20 protein-coding genes and 2 tRNA genes are annotated in these 16,918 nt (G+C 60.9%); 15 read left to right on the forward strand and 7 right to left on the reverse strand.

The genetic code is table 11. The features are described from left to right. Positions 1 to 309: 309 nt before the first annotated feature. The 3 genes from ACTJKM_RS26605 to pncB all read left to right on the forward strand — a co-directional run bounded on the left by ACTJKM_RS26605 (position 310) and on the right by pncB (position 3,610). Positions 310 to 1,491 carry a polysaccharide biosynthesis/export family protein gene (locus ACTJKM_RS26605; RefSeq protein WP_057248163.1) on the forward strand — a complete coding sequence of 394 codons (1,182 nt, stop codon included), beginning with the start codon at positions 310 to 312 and terminating at the stop codon, positions 1,489 to 1,491. A 176-nt stretch (positions 1,492 to 1,667) separates the two neighbouring features. After that, on the forward strand, positions 1,668 to 2,267 hold the full coding sequence (gene pncA, locus ACTJKM_RS26610) for a bifunctional nicotinamidase/pyrazinamidase (protein WP_057248164.1): 600 nt from the start codon (positions 1,668 to 1,670) through the stop codon (positions 2,265 to 2,267). A 38-nt stretch (positions 2,268 to 2,305) separates the two neighbouring features. Continuing rightward, entirely contained in the window at positions 2,306 to 3,610 is a 1,305-nt protein-coding gene (gene pncB / locus ACTJKM_RS26615; protein ID WP_058329025.1) for a nicotinate phosphoribosyltransferase, read from the forward strand. A 611-nt stretch (positions 3,611 to 4,221) separates the two neighbouring features. On the opposite strand, the gene ACTJKM_RS26620 is transcribed toward pncB, so the two are convergent. Beyond that, positions 4,222 to 4,296, reverse strand: a tRNA-Thr gene (locus ACTJKM_RS26620). Positions 4,297 to 4,453: 157 nt separating this feature from the next. On the opposite strand from ACTJKM_RS26620, the gene ACTJKM_RS26625 reads away from it, so the two are divergent. The 12 genes from ACTJKM_RS26625 to ACTJKM_RS26680 all read left to right on the forward strand — a co-directional run bounded on the left by ACTJKM_RS26625 (position 4,454) and on the right by ACTJKM_RS26680 (position 11,934). Next, positions 4,454 to 4,699 carry a hypothetical protein gene (locus ACTJKM_RS26625; protein WP_057248167.1) on the forward strand — a complete coding sequence of 82 codons (246 nt, stop codon included), beginning with the start codon at positions 4,454 to 4,456 and terminating at the stop codon, positions 4,697 to 4,699. A gap of 253 nt (positions 4,700 to 4,952) precedes the next feature. Beyond that, positions 4,953 to 6,245, forward strand: coding sequence for a UDP-N-acetylglucosamine 1-carboxyvinyltransferase (murA, locus tag ACTJKM_RS26630; protein ID WP_057248168.1), 1,293 nt, complete (start codon positions 4,953 to 4,955; stop codon positions 6,243 to 6,245). Positions 6,246 to 6,350: 105 nt separating this feature from the next. Further along, positions 6,351 to 6,791, forward strand: coding sequence for a DUF2948 family protein (locus tag ACTJKM_RS26635; protein WP_440661280.1), 441 nt, complete (start codon positions 6,351 to 6,353; stop codon positions 6,789 to 6,791). Between the two features lie 42 nt (positions 6,792 to 6,833). Continuing rightward, positions 6,834 to 8,138, forward strand: coding sequence for a histidinol dehydrogenase (hisD, locus tag ACTJKM_RS26640; RefSeq protein ID WP_058323568.1), 1,305 nt, complete (start codon positions 6,834 to 6,836; stop codon positions 8,136 to 8,138). Then, on the forward strand, positions 8,135 to 8,611 hold the full coding sequence (locus ACTJKM_RS26645; protein ID WP_057248170.1) for a UPF0262 family protein: 477 nt from the start codon (positions 8,135 to 8,137) through the stop codon (positions 8,609 to 8,611). The genes hisD and ACTJKM_RS26645 overlap by 4 nt, the downstream gene beginning before the upstream one ends. 14 nt (positions 8,612 to 8,625) lie before the next feature. Beyond that, a complete protein-coding gene (locus ACTJKM_RS26650; RefSeq protein WP_057248171.1) occupies positions 8,626 to 9,093 on the forward strand; it encodes an arsenate-mycothiol transferase ArsC in 468 nt (155 codons plus the stop codon). A gap of 271 nt (positions 9,094 to 9,364) precedes the next feature. Beyond that, a complete protein-coding gene (gene infA / locus ACTJKM_RS26655; RefSeq protein ID WP_004435948.1) occupies positions 9,365 to 9,583 on the forward strand; it encodes a translation initiation factor IF-1 in 219 nt (72 codons plus the stop codon). Between the two features lie 150 nt (positions 9,584 to 9,733). Continuing rightward, positions 9,734 to 10,354: a Maf-like protein gene (locus tag ACTJKM_RS26660; RefSeq protein ID WP_058323566.1), complete on the forward strand. Its 621-nt coding sequence runs from the start codon at positions 9,734 to 9,736 to the stop codon at positions 10,352 to 10,354. Between the two features lie 5 nt (positions 10,355 to 10,359). Next, positions 10,360 to 10,584, forward strand: a complete 225-nt coding sequence (gene yacG / locus ACTJKM_RS26665) for a DNA gyrase inhibitor YacG (RefSeq protein WP_057248174.1) — start codon at positions 10,360 to 10,362, stop codon at positions 10,582 to 10,584. 342 nt (positions 10,585 to 10,926) lie between these two features. After that, a tRNA-Phe gene (locus tag ACTJKM_RS26670) sits at positions 10,927 to 11,002 on the forward strand. 75 nt (positions 11,003 to 11,077) lie between these two features. Beyond that, positions 11,078 to 11,458, forward strand: a complete 381-nt coding sequence (locus ACTJKM_RS26675) for a flagellin (RefSeq protein WP_057248175.1) — start codon at positions 11,078 to 11,080, stop codon at positions 11,456 to 11,458. Positions 11,459 to 11,712: 254 nt separating this feature from the next. Next, positions 11,713 to 11,934 carry a hypothetical protein gene (locus ACTJKM_RS26680; RefSeq protein WP_113398434.1) on the forward strand — a complete coding sequence of 74 codons (222 nt, stop codon included), beginning with the start codon at positions 11,713 to 11,715 and terminating at the stop codon, positions 11,932 to 11,934. A gap of 121 nt (positions 11,935 to 12,055) precedes the next feature. Here ACTJKM_RS26680 and ACTJKM_RS26685 read toward each other — a convergent pair whose 3' ends face one another. From ACTJKM_RS26685 to rhaI, 6 genes are all read right to left on the reverse strand, one after another. Continuing rightward, on the reverse strand, positions 12,056 to 13,303 hold the full coding sequence (locus ACTJKM_RS26685; protein ID WP_058329023.1) for a glycosyltransferase family 2 protein: 1,248 nt from the start codon (positions 13,301 to 13,303) through the stop codon (positions 12,056 to 12,058). A gap of 512 nt (positions 13,304 to 13,815) precedes the next feature. Next, a complete protein-coding gene (locus tag ACTJKM_RS26690; protein WP_057248178.1) occupies positions 13,816 to 14,202 on the reverse strand; it encodes a DUF930 domain-containing protein in 387 nt (128 codons plus the stop codon). Positions 14,203 to 14,322: 120 nt separating this feature from the next. Continuing rightward, positions 14,323 to 14,784: a YbaK/EbsC family protein gene (locus ACTJKM_RS26695; protein WP_058323563.1), complete on the reverse strand. Its 462-nt coding sequence runs from the start codon at positions 14,782 to 14,784 to the stop codon at positions 14,323 to 14,325. 89 nt (positions 14,785 to 14,873) lie between these two features. Beyond that, positions 14,874 to 15,062 (reverse strand): hypothetical protein, encoded by a 189-nt coding sequence (locus tag ACTJKM_RS26700; protein WP_057248180.1) that lies wholly within the window; start codon positions 15,060 to 15,062, stop codon positions 14,874 to 14,876. A gap of 143 nt (positions 15,063 to 15,205) precedes the next feature. After that, positions 15,206 to 15,460, reverse strand: coding sequence for a GlsB/YeaQ/YmgE family stress response membrane protein (locus ACTJKM_RS26705; protein WP_057248181.1), 255 nt, complete (start codon positions 15,458 to 15,460; stop codon positions 15,206 to 15,208). Between the two features lie 158 nt (positions 15,461 to 15,618). After that, positions 15,619 to 16,914 carry an L-rhamnose catabolism isomerase gene (gene rhaI, locus ACTJKM_RS26710; protein ID WP_058329022.1) on the reverse strand — a complete coding sequence of 432 codons (1,296 nt, stop codon included), beginning with the start codon at positions 16,912 to 16,914 and terminating at the stop codon, positions 15,619 to 15,621. Between the last annotated feature and the right edge of the window lie 4 nt (positions 16,915 to 16,918).

Genomic DNA, 16,918 nt, shown 5'->3' on the forward strand with positions numbered 1-16,918 from the left:
CCAGCTATATTCGTTCCGCCTCATTAGTCAGCTTTTAACTTAAAGTCCCTAGCTTTCAACCCCAAAGACTGAAGATATACACGCTGTCAACGCCAATCCAAGGCGGATAGGGCGATAAACCACACTCAAGGTAGAGAAGGTATGACCAGAAAGACGCGGCTCCAAATATTTTGCCCGTCTTGGTCTTCGGATGACTTGTTGTGGGACGGCGATTGTGCTTTTCAGAGACCGGCGAATTCCCGGTCGGGAGATAATGCGGCACGGAACTGTGAGTAAAATCATGGCTGTGTCGAATTTGGAGTGTCGTAGTTGAAACGAGTCAGTGCCCTTCTGCTTTGTACCGCCCTCGTGGGATGCCAGGCCGTTCCGGGCGAGGGGCCGCTGGCTGGGGCGATCGTCAAGGATGCCGGTCAATCCGGCGCCGAGATCGGCCGGCAAAATGCCACCGTTTTTGATATTGTCGATGTGGATGGCCGCTCCGCGCGCCTCGTTTCCGACTATGTCTCGTCGACGCTCAACCGCCGTTTCGGCATTGGCGGCGGCGTCGGCCGAGTCGTGATCGGCGTCGGCGACCAGCTCAAGGTCTCAATCTTCGAAGCCGGCAGCGACGGGCTGTTCTCGACGGCAGAGTCCAAGCAGACGAGCATCGATCTCGTCGTTCAGCCTGATGGCAAGGCTGCGATCCCCTATGTCGGTCCGGTCAACTTTGCCGGCCTGACGCTGGAGCAGGCGCGCCAGGAGATCCTGGAGGCGCTGAAGCAGAAGGCGGTCGAGCCTGATGTCATCGTCACCAGCATGAGCACCGCCTCGCGCAACGTCACGGTTTCCGGTGCAGTCGGCAAGTCGTCGGTCGTGCCGCTCAGCCTCGTCGACGAGACGATCAATGAGGTCATCGCCAAGGCGGGTGGCCCCGTTGCGCAGCCCTACGAGACCTATGTCACGCTGGTGCGCGGCAAGAAAACCGGAACGGTCCTCCTGAAGTCGATTATCGAAAATCCGTCGGAAAACATCCACGTCAAGCCGGGTGACCAGATCTTCGTATCGCGCGACCCGCGCCGCTTCACGATCCTCGGCGCAGTCAAGGCCAACCAGCGTGTCGAATTCGGCGCCAATGACCTGAACCTGCTCGAAGCCATGGGCCTTGCCGGCGGCGGCTCGGACTACACGCTCGACATGAAGGGCTATTTCATCTTCCGTTACGAAGAGCCTGATGTCGTCATGAGCCTGCTTGGCCAGCAGCGTTTCAACGAGATGCTGCGCAAGGGCATGAAGACCGACAGCACGGGTCGCTACCCGATCGTCTACCGCTTCGACATGAGCAAGCCGGATAGCCTGATCGTCGGCCAGACCTTCCCGATCAAGAACCGCGACGTCATCTATGCTTCGCGCCACCCCTCGGTCGACTTCTCGAAGTTCCTCAACTTCATCGCCCAGCCGGTCGGCATCGCCAATTCCGGTTTCTCGATCGCCGACAATCTCAACGGCAACTAATCACGTTAAACAGCTTTTCTCGGGGGCGTCGACCGCAGGGTCGGCGCCTTTTGCTTATCTATCCTCCTGATTTTCAAAGCACGTGGAAGCGGCTTGTCGCCGCTCAAATTCTGTGATTGATCTTGGACTTAAATCGATTTTGGTGATCGATGGACGTTGGCAGGCAGGAATGAACTATGGCGGATAAAGCGTTGATCGTCGTGGACGTGCAGAACGATTTCTGCCCGGGCGGAGCGCTTGCGGTTGCAGGCGGTGATGAGATCGTGCCGATGATCAACGGCTTGATTGGCCGCTTCGAGCACGTGGTGCTGACGCAGGACTGGCATCCCGCCGGCCATTCGAGCTTTGCCTCCAGCCATCCCGGCAAGACCCCGTTCGAGATGATCGCCATGCCCTATGGCGGCCAGACGCTCTGGCCGGATCATTGCGTCCAGGGAACAGCCGGTGCCGATTTCCATCCGGCGCTCGCGTGGACGCGGGCCGAACTCCTGATCCGCAAGGGCTTCCGGCCCGAGATCGACAGCTATTCTGCCTTCTTCGAAAACGATCGCCGGACACCGACGGGTCTCACCGGCTATCTCAGGGACCGCGGCATCAAGAAGGTGACGCTGTGTGGGTTGGCGACTGATTTCTGCGTCGCCTTTTCTGCGCTTGATGCGGTTACACAGGGATTTTCGACATCCGTCATTCTCGAGGCCTGTCGGGGCATCGACCTCAACGGTTCGCTTCAGGCAATGGTCACGCGCATGCGCGATGCCGGTGTCGAGCTGAACTAGTTCGAGACCCTCGCGCTGAGGAAGGAGAGATTTCACCAATGACGAAGACCGATATCGCCAGGCGTGTCTATAACCATGCCTGGAAGCTCGACCCGATCGTGCGCAGCCTGCTGGACACGGATTTCTACAAGCTTTTGATGCTGCAGATGATCTGGCAGCTCTATCCGGATGTCGATGCGGCCTTCTCGCTGATCAATCGCACGAAGACGGTACGGCTTGCCGACGAGATCGACGAGCAGGAACTGCGCGATCAGCTTGATCATGCGCGCGAGCTGCGCTTCTCCAAGAAGGAGATGATCTGGCTCGCCGGTAACACGTTTTACGGTCGCAAGCAGATCTTCTCGCCGGAATTTCTTGCCTGGCTCGCCAAGTTCCGCCTGCCGGACTATGAGTTGAAACGCAGCGGCGGTCAGTTCGAATTGACCTTCCGTGGCCGCTGGGCGGAAACCACCATGTGGGAAATCCCGGCGCTCGCGATCATCAATGAGTTGCGTTCACGCTCGGCGATGAAGGGCCTCGGCCCCTTTACCCTCGACGTGCTCTATGCTCGCGCCAAGGCAAAGATGTGGTCCAAGGTCGAGCGCCTGCGGCAGTATCCGAACCTCAGGATTTCGGATTTCGGTACGCGGCGCCGACACAGCTTCCTCTGGCAACGCTGGTGCGTGGAGGCGCTGAAGGAAGGGATCGGAAGTTCCTTCTCGGGCTCCAGCAACGTGCTGCTTGCCATGGATACGGATCTGGAAGCGCTCGGCACCAACGCGCATGAGCTTCCGATGGTGGCCGCGGCGCTTGCCCGCAACGACAAGGAACTGGCCGCCGCCCCCTACAAGGTGTTGCAGGACTGGAACCAGCTCTATGGCGGCAACCTGTTGATCGTGCTGCCGGATGCGTTTGGAACGGCGGCGTTCCTTCGCGATGCACCCAAATGGGTCGCGGACTGGACGGGCTTCCGGCCGGATAGTGCGCCGCCGATCGAAGGTGGCGAGAAGATCCTCGCTTGGTGGAAGAAGATGGGCAAGGACCCGCGGGAGAAGCTGCTGATCTTCTCCGATGGCCTCGACGTCGACACGATCATCGAGACCTATCGCCATTTCGAGGGACGCGTGCGCATGAGCTTCGGCTGGGGCACCAACCTTACCAACGATTTTGCCGATTGCGCCCCGACGGAAATCAGCGGCCTCAACCCGATCTCGATCGTCTGCAAGGTCAGCGAAGCCGATGGCCGCCCGGCGGTGAAACTCTCCGATAATCCACGCAAGGCGACCGGCGATCCGGCGGAGGTCGAGCGCTACCTCAAGTTCTTCGGCTCACAGGACTTCGTCGAGCAGGCGGTCAAGGTTTAGCCGCCAAGCTATTCCAGGAAAAGTATGGAGCGGCTTTCCACCACTTCAAAAAAAGAAACCGGCAGAAGCCGGTTTCAAAAGGGGATCAAAGATGTTGCGACTGTCCATCATCGCAATGTCAAATCTGGCAGTGGAATCTTAAGGTTGCGTTAAGGCGCCAACCTGCCGTTGCATTTCACCTCTCTAGAACACGAACATATAGAGAAGGATGATGACGATGAGCGGCACGCCCATGAGCCAGAGAACGATACCTTTCATATGCAAGCCTCCGCGTTACTGCCTTTGAAACGGTAACGCGGCATCGGGGAATACGTTCCCGATGCTTGGTGCTCGAACAGTCGGTTCGATGGCGAGAGTGCCCCGTATGAAATCTACTTTCCCGAGCGGAGGGGGGAGGCGTGGGCGCGCCCGAATCGAAGGATATCGCAATTGGCCGAACACGATAATTGCTCCCGAAGGAAAATTCGGGAGCGGGAGGTCGGACTTTTGCGGACGCCTTGGATGGTTGCCCGAACAGAACGGCAGTGCAGGTGTCGCCGTTTACGCAGGACAAGCCAGGATAGTCGCGGCGTCCCAACGGAGATATCTGATTGATTTCGCATGAGGAAAACTGGTGCTGCTAGAGAGATTTGAACTCTCGGCCTCTCCCTTACCAAGGGAGTGCTCTACCCCTGAGCTATAGCAGCATCTGGCGGCCGGTTCGTTGACAAGCCGCATCAAGCGAGGGGGCTATTGCCATAGCTGAGCGGGGAGTGCAAGTCGCATTTCGAAGTTTTTCGTGAAGACCTGTGAGAAAGTTCGCCGGTGCTTCCGAAGACCCTGGTTTTGCGCTAATGCAGGACTATGCAAACAAACGACAGCGACGGCAAGAAAACCGAGCCCGTGCCGGAAGAGCAGCGGACCGAGGGCAAGGTGCGCCGGGAGAAGAAGAAGGATACGACCGAGTCGGACCTGAAAAAGGCGCGTCTTGCCAGGAACTTGCGCGACAATCTTCAGCGCCGCAAGCAGCAGGCGCGGGCGCGCCGTTCCGGTGCAGCCGATGAGGTCAGCGGCCTTCCTGCCGCAAAAACGGACGAATCCCAAGATTAGTACGGGGCAGGGGCGGCGTTCGCCGGCTCCTTCCCGTTTGCCGGCGGCTCAGCCGTCTGGCGTCCAATTGCATAAATGCCCTTGGTCGGGTCGATCCAGGGCAGCGACTTAACCGATATGGCGACCTTTCGCGTCCGAATGGGCGCGCGGCGTTCAAGGCACTTCTAATTTCGCGGCGTCTCCACTAAAGAGGCGCCTTCAGACAACATAGAAAATATTTGGAAAGGCGGGCCAAGCCCGTTCGAGAGGCCTCATGGATCGCATCAGGATTGTAGGCGGCAACAAGCTTAACGGCGTCATCCCGATTTCCGGCGCCAAGAACGCGGCCCTGCCGCTGATGATCGCGTCGCTTCTGACCGACGACACGTTGACGCTCGAAAACGTGCCGCATCTGGCCGACGTCGAGCAGCTGATCCGCATCCTCGGCAACCACGGCGTCGACATCTCCGTCAATGGTCGCCGCGAGCGCCAGGGCGAGAGCTACGCCCGCACCATCCATTTCACCTGCCGCAACATCGTCGATACGACCGCGCCTTACGAGCTGGTGTCGAAGATGCGCGCAAGCTTCTGGGTGATCGGCCCGCTGCTCGCCCGTGAAGGCAAGGCCCGCGTATCGCTGCCCGGCGGCTGCGCCATCGGCACGCGCCCGGTCGATCTCTTCATCGAAGGCCTTCAGGCACTCAGCGCCAATATCGAGATCGACGGCGGCTACGTCAACGCGACGGCGCCGGAAGGCGGCCTGGTCGGCGCACGCTACACTTTCCCGAAGGTGTCCGTCGGCGCCACCCACGTCCTGATGATGGCCGCGACGCTTGCAAACGGCACCACGGTGCTGGGCAACGCCGCGCGCGAGCCCGAAGTCGTCGACCTCGCCAACTGCCTCAATGCCATGGGCGCCAAGATCACCGGCCAGGGCACCCCGACGATCACGATCGAAGGCGTACGTTCGCTCTCCGGCGCCCGTCACCGCGTGTTGCCGGACCGGATCGAGACCGGCACCTATGCCATGGCGGTTGCCATGACCGGCGGCGACGTCATCCTTGAAGACACGAACATGGCGCTGCTCGACACGGCGCTGGAAGCGATCCGCCGCGCCGGCGCCGAGATCACCGAGACCAACAGCGGCATCCGCGTCGTGCGCAACGGTGCCGGCATCAAGCCGGTCGATATCGTCACCGATCCTTTCCCGGGCTTCCCGACCGACCTGCAGGCGCAGTTCATGGGGCTGATGACCAGGGCGAACGGCACCTCGCACATCACCGAGACGATCTTCGAGAACCGTTTCATGCATGTGCAGGAGCTCGCCCGCCTCGGGGCCAAGATCTCGCTCTCCGGCCAGACGGCCAAGATCGAGGGCGTTAGCCGGCTGAAGGGCGCGCCTGTCATGGCAACCGACCTTCGTGCGTCGGTCTCGCTCGTCATCGCCGGCCTTGCAGCCGAAGGCGAAACCATGGTCTCGCGCGTCTATCACCTCGACCGCGGCTTCGAGCGGCTGGAAGAGAAGCTCACCCGTTGCGGCGCGCATGTCGAGCGTGTCAGCGACTGATTTGATCGGTTGCGCCTGATACCGTTGCGGTTTCAGGCGCAACATCCTATGTCCATTTCAATTGTGGCACGGAAAATGTGCGGCGAAACGAAAGGAATGGACGGTATGAATGGTCTGAAGCTGCTGGCGCTCGACGAGGAAGATCTCGCTGTCGTCTCCGCCCATGTCCAGGATGCCGTGTTCAAGGTATCGGGGCTGGAATATGACGCCCGCCGCAAGCTATTTTCGCTTGTCGTCAATCGCTTCGTCTGGGAGACGGCCGACGGCAAGCGCTGCTCCTTCGAGCGTCGTCGCGCGCTGCTGCTGTTCAAGCGGGTGAATGCGGTCCGCTCGGTCGGCTTTGACCGCCGCGACGATGAAGCGGTACTTGACCTGCTGACGCTCAAGTTCACGGTGCGCGGCGAGGGGCCGGAAGGCACGCTCGAACTGGTTCTAGCCGGCGATGCCTCGATCGCGCTTGACGTCGAATGCATCGAAACGCAGCTTGCGGATACCGGCGGGGCGTGGGAAACCGCTTTCAAGCCCAAGCATCCCGAAGGCGCTTGAGCCGCTCGACCCGAACGACACTGGCATACAAGGACGTCCCCTTTGGCAATCAGGCTCAATTTTCTCGACGGTGACTTCGAACAAAAGTTCGCGTCATTCCTGACGACCAAGCGTGAGGTGTCCGAAGACGTCAATGCGGTGGTCAAGGCGATCATCGACGACGTGCGCGCCCGGGGCGATCAGGCACTCGCCGAATATTCCAAGCGCTTCGATGGCGTCGATTTCTCCGTGACGCCGATGGCCGTCAGCGCGGCCGAGATCGATGCGGCGATCCAGGCGGTCGAGCCGGAAGTGCTGGGCGCGCTCAAGGTCGCTGCCACCCGCATCGAGGCGCACCACGCGCGCCAGCGGCCGAAGGACGATATCTACGAAGACACGATGGGCGTCGGCCTCGGTTCGCGCTGGACGGCAGTCGATGCCGTCGGCCTCTATGTGCCCGGTGGCACGGCGAGCTATCCGAGCTCGGTGCTGATGAATGCGCTGCCGGCGAAGGTGGCGGGCGTTCCCCGCATCGTTATGGTGGTGCCGGCAAGCGGCGGTGAGATCAATCCGGCGGTGCTTGCAGCAGCAAGGCTTGCGGGCGTCGAGGAGATCTACCGCGTCGGCGGCGCGCAGGCCGTTGCGGCGCTTGCCTATGGCACCGAGACGATCGCCCCCGTCGCCAAGATTGTCGGCCCGGGCAATGCCTATGTTGCCGCCGCCAAGCGCCAGGTCTTCGGTACCGTCGGCATCGACATGATCGCCGGTCCCTCGGAAGTGCTTGTCATCGCCGACAAGCACAACGATCCGGACTGGATCGCCGCCGATCTCCTGGCCCAGGCCGAGCACGACGTCGGCGCCCAGTCGATCCTGATCACCGACGATCCGGCCTTCGGCCAGGCGGTCGAGGACGCGGTCGAGCGGCAATTGAAGACGCTGCCGCGGGCCGAAACGGCCTCGGCAAGCTGGCGCGATTTCGGCGCCGTCATTCTCGTGCCCGATCTCGAAAAGGCCGTGCCGCTCGCCAACCGTATTGCAGCGGAACATCTTGAGCTGGCGCTCGCCAATCCCGAGCCGATGGTCGAGAAGATCCGCAATGCCGGCGCGATCTTCGTCGGGCGGCACACGCCCGAAGTCATCGGTGATTATGTCGGCGGCTCCAACCACGTTCTGCCGACCGCGCGCTCGGCGCGCTTCTCGTCCGGCCTCGGCGTGCTCGATTATATGAAGCGCACGTCGATCCTTCGGCTCGATCCGGAGCAGTTGCGGATCCTCGGACCGGCGGCGATCGTGCTGGCAAAGTCCGAGGGGCTGGAGGCCCATGCGCGTTCCGTCGCTATTCGCCTCAATCTCGGGGATGCTGGATGAAGGCGGACCGCAATCTGCGCCTCTGCGATGTCGTTCTGGACGAGACCATCGGCCGCTCGACGCCCGACGTGGAGCATGAGCGCGCGGTTGCTATCTTCGACCTGCTCGAAGAAAACCTGTTCGAACCGGTCGGCCATCCCTGTGGCCCCTACAAGCTCAATCTCTCGCTCGTCGATGCGAAGCTGGTCTTTTCGATCTCGACCGAAAAGGGCGGCGATGTCGCCACCCACATCCTGTCGCTGACGCCGTTTCGCCGGATCGTGAAGGACTACTTCATGATCTGCGAGAGCTACTACGAGGCGATCCGCTCGGCGACACCGAGCCAGATCGAGGCGATCGACATGGGGCGCCGCGGCATTCACAACGAGGGCTCGCAGACCCTGATGGATCGCCTGTCCGGCAAGATCCGGCTGGATTTCGATACGGCCCGCCGGCTGTTCACGCTCGTCTGCGTGCTCTATTGGCGCGGGTAGAGGCGCGAACCGGCATGACGGCAACCGAGGCACCGCAGTTGAAAGCGCCCCGCTCGGTCCTCTTCATGTGCGGCATGAATGCCATCCGCTCGCCGATGGCCGAAGCGCTCGCCAAGGCGGCGCTGCCAGCGGGAACGTATGTTGCCTCGGCCGGCGTCCGGCATGGCGAACGCGATCCGTTTGTCGACGTGGTCATGGCCGAGGTGGGCTTGAGCCTCGGCCGCCACCAGCCCCACACGCTGGATGAACTCGAGGACGACTACTTCGACCTCATCGTGACGCTGGCGCCGGAGGCGCATCACAAGGCGCTGGAATTGACTCGCTCGATGGCCGTCGACGTGGTCTATTGGCCAACGCCGGACCCGACGGTGGCAGCCGGCACCCGCGAGCAGATCGTCGATGCGTATCGCGCCGTGCGCGATCACCTGTCGACGCTGATCAATCATCGGTTGGTCGGCTCGCACAGACGAGAGAAAACTTGAGAGCTTCCCGGAAATCCGAGTGCGGTTTCCGACGACAGTTCTTTTCCATGTCTTCTTAGATCCCATCCGATTTAAGGCTAAAGACACGTAGCAGTTCAAAGTGCTATAGCGACCTCTGCGCCTCTGATAGGACGCGCGGCGCCGTAGCCGTCACAAAAGCGCAAAAGCCGGTGTTAGACGGTTCACAAATCCTCGTTGATTGTGTAGTTTCCGGCGAATTTTTCGGGATACCTGACGTATCCCTAAACAAAGATAGAAAGAACAGTCCTACATGGCGAAAGAAGAAGTCCTTGAATTTCCGGGCGTGGTCACCGAATTGCTTCCGAATGCGACCTTCCGCGTGAAGCTCGAAAACGAGCATGAGATCATCGCCCACACGGCGGGCCGCATGCGCAAGAACCGCATCCGCGTGCTTGCCGGCGACAAGGTTCTCGTCGAGATGACCCCGTACGACCTTACCAAGGGCCGTATCACCTACCGCTTCAAGTAAGCCGCTCCGGCTCTACGCAATTCCTGGAGCATTTCCGCTTCTTCTTCGAATCGCGAAAACGCTCTAACCTTTGGTTGGATTGCAATTCCAGACGCAAAACCGCTTCACCCGCATTTTGCTGGAATTGCTCTGGAGTGACGGCTCGTTCCGATGACAGTGGCCAAGAAACTGATACTGGCGTCCGGCTCGCCGCGTCGCGTCGAACTTCTGGCGCAGGCGGGCATCGAGCCCGCGCGCCTGATGCCGATGGATCTCGACGAGACGCCGAAGCGTGCCGAACACCCGCGTTCGCTCGCAAGGCGTCTGTCGGCTGAAAAGGCGCGCGCAGCACTTGCGGCGATCAAGGGCGAGCCCGGCTGGGACGGAAGCTATATTCTGGCGGCCGATACGGTCGTCTGCGTCGGCCGGCGCATCCTGCCGAAGCCGGAACTGGTCAGCGAAGCCACCAGCGCACTGCACCTTCTCTCCGGCCGCAGCCATCGCGTCTATACCGGCGTGTGCCTGATCACCCCGGACAAGACGCTCAGGCAGAAGGTCGTCGACACCAAGGTGCGCTTCAAGCGCCTGTCCGGTTTCGATATCGAAAGCTATCTCGCCTCGGGCCAATGGCGCGGCAAGGCGGGCGGCTACGGCATCCAGGGCATTGCCGGCAGCTTCGTGGTGAAACTCGTCGGCTCCTACAGCAACGTCGTCGGCCTGCCGCTCTACGAAACCGTCAGCCTGCTTGTCGGCGAAGGCTATGATGTGCACAATCGTTGGCTGGAAGGCTGAAGCCGGTGCCAGACGAGACAAATAACGACGAAACGAAGAAGAGCGGTTCGAACGTCGCGCCCCTGCGGGCGCCTCGACCCTGCCCGGAATGCGGACGGCCGTCGCATCGGGAGCACTATCCCTTCTGCTCCGACCGCTGCCGCAATGTCGACCTCAATCGCTGGCTCTCCGGCTCCTATGCCATTCCGGTTGCCGACGACGAAACGAAGGCCGACGACGACGATCGCTAAGGCGTACCGCTGCGGTCGGGCGCGTGGGTCCGGCCTTTCCCTCAACGCTCCTCTTTATCGTGAACGACGCCTGGATGGTCCTGCGCGCCAGCAGGTGAATGCGGCCGCCATTTTCGGTCTCCGAGGACCACTTCTGTCTCGGAGAGTACGGGGGAAGCGAATGCGATCTCTCTGAAACTCTTTGCTTTTTCGGTTTTTTTGACTGTCCACAGGATTTCGGTCAAAAAACTTTCATTTGGCGCTGGACACCGCCGAACAAGATGCTATAACCCCGCTCGCTTCCGGGGCAAACACAAGCGCCCCGAGGGTTCCGCAAGGAACCGCTGCCCGAAACGGCAGGATGCCCGGATAGCTCAGTTGGTAGAGCAGCGGATTGAAAATCCGCGTGTCGGTGGTTCAAATCCGCCTCCGGGCACCATTCATCTCCTTGAATGTTTGGTCTCGAAAAGCTTGAAAGCCACGTTCGGCGTTTACTGAGCGTTGCGTCACTCGTTTGCCCTCAATATGTCGTCCACTCCTGCACCAGCATCTCGCGAAAGCGGATCGCTGCCGGCGGCGCAACTTCCTGGATATCGATGTCGCCGCGAACCCGCAGTCGCTCGATTCCTACATTCAGTACATTGAAGTCGTGTTGCAGAAGACGATTGACGGAGCGGCCGCGTTGGGCTCGCTGCTGACGCGCATCGACATGCAGACGACCTTTGGTCAGACGCTGATGGCCACCATCGAAAAGGGGGGCGGACGTTTGCTGGATGCCGATATGAACGAGACGTCGACGCGGCTGAAGGCATTGCAGACGCGGGAACAGCTTGGCATCCAGGCTTTGCAGATAGCCAACTCCAATGCGCAGAACATCCTGCAGCTTTTCCGCTGAGCGATCGCGTCGTCGCGAAGCGATGACGAAAGCATCGCAGCCGAGAGGGTTCCAGCACGTCGCTGATCAGGCATCGATCCTCCCTTTTAGCGAAGGTGGGAATCGACGGCTGTCACCTGCGTTACATGTTCGTCGCAGCTTCCGCATATTCTCACGCCCGGGAGGACCTGAGCGGCGAACGTCTTCGTCGCGTAATCGATGCCACGAAACCACAACAAAAACAGGGTCGTGGCAGGGTCAACCGAGGATCAGAAATGCGTAAATTTTCCAGGCTCTCTCTAGCAACGCTCGTCGCGGCCACGATCGCTGCGGGTGTGTCCGCTCCTGCGTTCGCAGGAGGCAGCTACTACAAGGGCGTTTCACCAACGGCGGTCAATGAAGGCCACGGGAGCGAGAAGTACAACCCGCCCGGAAAGACCGTAAACCGCCCGCCGCCGAGAAATGGTTCCTACTACAAGGGCGTCATGCGCAAGTAGGAAAAGCACGTGAGAGGACGTCGATCGGCCGGGACGCCGTCGGCTATCGGCCACAGGTCCGCCTCTCAGGCGTGAGTGACATCGCGAAAAACAAGGAAGGGCGCCATGGCGCCCTTCCGTTTCAGATCAGAACATGACTGAGAATATCGCCTTCGCTGACCACCATGTTCGGCGGATGGCCGTTGCGCAGATACTGCTTGCGGTCACTATCGGCGGTAATGAACACGGCGGTGCGGGCAACCTCGTCCGCTGTCAATTGTGTCGTTGGCGGCACGACAGCGATTTCGGAACGAAGGCCCAGCTCGCGCAACAGTTCCTCGATCGCGCGGTGGTCGTCCACGCCGTGAAGAACAAGCCGATCGATTTCTGCGATCGCGTTTGTGTGCCAGGTGACTGTCTGAAGCGCGACCATGAGGGGCAGCGACCCCCGTGCCTGCTGCACATCGGGATGGTGCTCGAAGCCGCCCAGCATCAGCCGCGTATAGAGTTCATAGGCGCGAACGTAGTCCTTCTTCATCATCCACATGCGCAAGGCAACGCTCATGCGGATCATGGTGAAGTCCCTGATCTGGGCATCGAAATAGGTGCGCCGATCGGCGGTCAGCTTGACGGCACCGCGCTTGGCGCCGCTGTAGAGGAAGTACTCAAGACCGCCCCGGTACGTATCCCATGCCGTCAGCGTCTCGGCGTGGCCGGCCTGCGGCCGATCGCGGACGATCTTCGAGCGTATCACCTGGCGATAGAAAGGCTTCTTCAGGAAGGTGACGGCGCCCAGTTCCAGAAAATGTGCGAGATAGGCGAAGGCCCAATAGGCGAAGTGCCGGGGCGCCCAGGCGGAGCGCAGGGCCGAGGTCCGGTAAATGCCGATCTCGGGAAAGACATGTCGGTCGACGAGAAAATCGAAAACCGGCTCGAAGTCCCGTTTCTTGAACTTGGTATCCTTATCGACCGAGAAGAACGGCGCACTGTCACGTTCGTCGATCTCGTCGTGTGTGTACCAGGGCGCAAAGCACACCGTCACTTCCGGATTGAGATCCAGATAGCGGATTGCCTCGCGCAAGCCATCGTTGATGAGCACGTCGTCATCGGCGAGGTAGAGCGTGTATTCGCCGACCGCGCGGCTGACGGCGCTGATGACGTTGGGAATCGCGCCGAAATTCTCCGACTGGCGGAAATAGCGGATCGGCAACCCCTTGGCGACAAAGCGATCGACGATCTCCCGGGTGCCGTCGGTCGAGGCGTTGTCGGAAATGATGATCTCGTACTTGAAGGAGAACTGGTAGAGTTCGACGAAGTAGCCGAGCGCCTTTTCGAGGAAGGGCGCGCGGTTATAGGTGGGAATGCAGATGCTCAGCTTAACCTGGCTCACTCGCCTCTCCATTGTCAGTCACATGCGACAGCGGGCCTTCCGCAGACCGCCGGTCGCGTCTCGTTTGCTTGCACGCCGGCACGAGAACAGCGGTGGCTGGCGATGCAACGGCAGGGATCGGGCGCCTCAGGGCGCAAGGGGCAGCGCGCAGAGAAGGCCGATCCTACGCTCCGTTATTCCGCTTCGATCTTGCGTGAGCCTTGTCTTGAATAAAGGCCGTTCAGGCGGCAGCTGTGCAGAGGGTGAGCAGGACCCCCGTTAGCGATTTGTTAACCATGCTTGCGCAATCTCGATGGTTGTAACAATGGCGCTCGAACCCGGTCTTCATCGAGCCACATGCCCGAAAGCAGACGCATTCGTTCATTCCTAAGGGAGCAGAGACAAGGATGTACGAAATGGCAGCCCATATGATGAAGATGCTGATGAGCATCATGGCCGCGCTTTCGCTCGGCTCGCTGCTGTTTCTAATGGCTGTGCTCTAACGACGGTCAAAGGTTCGGGCGGCGCGCCCGTCAGGGGTAGAGGTAGAACTCGTCCCAGCTCTCGTGCGGCACAAGCTCGCCGATCTTGTATTCGAAAGACAGGACATCCAGGTGCTCCGCGTCGGTGCGGCACTTGAACTTCAGCTTGTACCATTCCCCCTTGCTGCGGAACACGGCGCCCAGCGCCTTCATCTTGTCTTCCTTCACGACCGGCTCGGCGAAGGTGTAGGCGATCACCTTGTCCGGCTTGAAGGTCGACTTGTCGGCGTTGATGCGCTCCATCGCCTCGGTATCGCACCGCTGTTCGAGCCGGGTCTGCGGGTCGAGCTTTTCGAACTGGCGCACCAGGGACTGATCCATCGCCAGCGCCGGGGAACATGTGGCGGCGAAGATGAGCGGGTACGCGATTGTCTTCATGCTCGACGGACTCCTGCGATGAAAAAGAACCGGACCCGGCAAATCACTCCGGGACGCGCCTGCGGTTTCAGTTAAGCTTTGTGGCCATTCCAAGGCAGGTCACGTTTCCGAAACGTTGAACTACGTTTCCGACACGTCGATCCATTCGGCCCCGGTCAGTTCGACGATGCGGGCGGGACTGATGTGCACCGCCGCATTGGTGGCACCGGCGGCCGGCACGACGATGTCGTAGGCCTTGAGCGACAAGTCGCAATAGATGCTGTGCGGCTTGGCAAGACCGAAGGGGCAGACGCCGCCGACCGGGTGCCCGGTCTCCGCCTCCACCTCGTCGAAGCCGAGCATGCGGGCCTTGGTGCCGAAGCGGGCCTTGTACTTTTTGTTGTCGAGGCGGGCGTCGCCGCGCGTGACGATGAGGATCACATCGTCGCCAACCCGAAGCGCCAGTGTCTTGGCGATCTGCGCCGGCTCGACGCCGTGGCCCTCGGCCGCGAGCGCAACCGTGGCGGTGCTCTGTTGAAGCTCGATGACATCGATATCTGGGGCGTGCTGGGAAAAGAAGTCTTTGACGGAAGTCAGGCTCATGGCGAAGGATTCACGTTATTGAAGAGCGATGGCGATCAGCCGCGCTACGAACAACCGCCACGGCGTTCGGCTTCGCGCGGGCAAATCTCTCAGTCGTCGTTGGAAGCGTCAAGGTCTTCGGGGCGTCGGCCTTCTTGCCCAGGCGGCAGATAGCCATGGCTGGTGAACCAGTTCTCGAGGATCGTGGCGATCGCCTGATCCCGTGACAGCGTTCCCGGGTGATCGGCGATGAAAGACCTGAGCGCCGTCTCGATCTTGTCGGTGTAAAGCGCGTTCATGCGTGCCTCCGTCTGGCAAGTGCGATGTTCCGTCCGGTGACCCGTCCAGCAGATCACAGTGCTACAGCCCTGTTCGCGCGTCCAGATGGAACGGCCGAGGGCCGTTCCATGCGCGAAGGCGGCTGCCGCCGAATGGTGTGGGCTCAGGCCTGCTTGACGATGCGGATCAGCACCAGAAGGATCACCGCACCGATTGTCGCGTGCAGGATTGCCGAGAGAATACCGCTGCCGAGGCTGATGCCGATCGCCGGGAAGAGGAAGCCGGCGATGAAGGCGCCGATGATGCCGACGACCATGTTGCCGATAAGGCCGAATCCGCCACCCTTGACGATGAGGCCGGCGAGCCAGCCGGCGACCGCGCCGACGATCAGGAAGACGAGAATGCTTTCAATACCCATGAATGGTCCCCTTTCCATTGGATCTCGATTGGAAAGATAGATCAGGAATCGAAATCAGATAGAGGGCAATTTCATCGCGCAGCGATTTTTTGAGATTTGAATGATCGCCGGCGCGCGCCGGACCCCCAAGACGAGGGCACGGCGCTGCTCGATCGGTATCAGACGATGCCGCCTCCGCCGCCGGCAACGGCCGGGCGTTCGGCGGCGACCTTCGCGCGATATCCACTTTTCCGATAGGTCGCGACCGGCGCCACCGCTCCGCCGCTCTCAAGTCGCGCCATCGCAAGGATCGGCTCGATATCAGTGCGGAAGGCGGTCTTCAGCGTCTCGCTCGCCATCAGCGCGTCGTTGTCTTCCTGGCAGCCTTCAAGCACCTTGCGATCGACGATCAGCGCCTGGGCATAGGCCCGGCAAACCTCGGTCGCGCTCGTCATCAGGCTCTCGATCGGATCGGTGACGTTGTGGCTCTGGTCGAGCATATGCGCCGGCTTGAATCCCTTGGCGCCGCGCGTTTCCGCATCCACCAGCTCGTTGAACACGAGGAACAGCCGATAGGGGTCGATCACGCCCGTGTCGAGATCGTCATCGCCGTACTTCGAATCGTTGAAGTGGAAACCGCCGAGCTTGCCGAATTGGATGAGGCGGGCGACGATCATTTCGATATTGACGTTCGGCGCATGGTGACCGAGATCGACGAGGCAGAAGGCCTTGGGGCCGAGCTCCTGCGCGATCAGATAGTTTGTGCCCCAGTCCTGAACGACGGTCGAATAGAAGGCCGGCTCGAACATCTTGTGCTCGGTAAAGACCCGCCAATCCTCAGGCAGCGCCGCATAGACCGATTTCATCGCGTCGAGATAACGCTCGAAGGCGCGGGTGAAGTTGCTCTGGCCGGGGAAGTTGGAGCCGTCGCCGACCCACACCGTTAGCGCCTTGGAGCCGAGTTGCCGGCCGATCTCGATGCATTCGAGATTGTGCTCCACCGCCTGGCGGCGGGTTGCGGCATCGACATGCGACAGCGAGCCGAACTTGTAGGAGTGCTCCTGGCCCGGTGTGTCGGAGAAGGTGTTGGAGTTCATCGCGTCGAAGCCGAGGCCGAGCGACGTGCCCTTCTGCTTCAGTTCGGGAATGTCGCTCACATTGTCCCAGGGAATGTGCAGCGAGACGGTCGGCGTCGCCCTGGTCAACTCATGGATGACCGCACAATCCTCGAGCTTGTCGAAGATGTTGCGTGGCTCGCCCTTGCCGGGGAAGCGGGCAAAGCGCGTGCCGCCGGTGCCGACACCCCAGGAGGGGACGGCGACGCCATAGGCGGCGACCTTGCGCTTGATCTCGTCGATCGCGATACCGCGGCGGTCGAGCCGCTCGCCGAGGCTGTCATAATCCCGGCGAAGCGCCGTGAGACGGCTTTCGTTCTCGGCCTCGACCGTTGCCGGGCTGATCATCGTCGTCGTCATGGAA

Origin of the sequence: Ensifer sp. 22460 (genome assembly GCF_052044935.1) — a bacterium.
In the GTDB taxonomy this organism is placed as follows: domain Bacteria; phylum Pseudomonadota; class Alphaproteobacteria; order Rhizobiales; family Rhizobiaceae; genus Ensifer.